The 327-nt window shown below is 63.3% G+C and carries 1 protein-coding gene; it reads left to right on the top strand.

The genetic code is table 11. The annotated features are described in order from the left end of the window. Nucleotides 1-327: AMP-binding protein (locus IRT45_RS36475; protein WP_194810287.1), on the top strand; the 327-nt coding region annotated here is incomplete at both ends.

The raw sequence follows: 327 nt of genomic DNA, 5'->3' as shown, positions 1-327 counted from the left end.
ACGAATCGAATTCATGCTCACCGACGCCACACCGGTAGCCATCATCACCACCACCGACCTCGCCGGACGGCTCGACGGGCTCGACATTCCGATCATCGACGCCGACGACCCCGCACTCGACAAACAACCCAGCACCCCACTACCCGCACCCAGCCCGGACAACATCGCCTACCTCATCTACACCTCCGGCACCACCGGGACCCCGAAAGGCGTGGCCACCACCCACCACAACGTCACCCAACTACTGACAAACCTGAACACCGGTGCCGCCCCTCCGTCGGAACAGGTGTGGGCGCAATGTCATTCACTCGCCTTCGACGTCTCCGC

The sequence above is a fragment of the Nocardia sp. BSTN01 genome, from assembly GCF_015354405.1.
Classification (GTDB): Bacteria; Actinomycetota; Actinomycetes; order Mycobacteriales; family Mycobacteriaceae; genus Nocardia.
The sequence above is the reverse complement of the archived record's forward strand: the minus strand, read 5'-3'. Positions and strand labels throughout refer to the sequence as shown.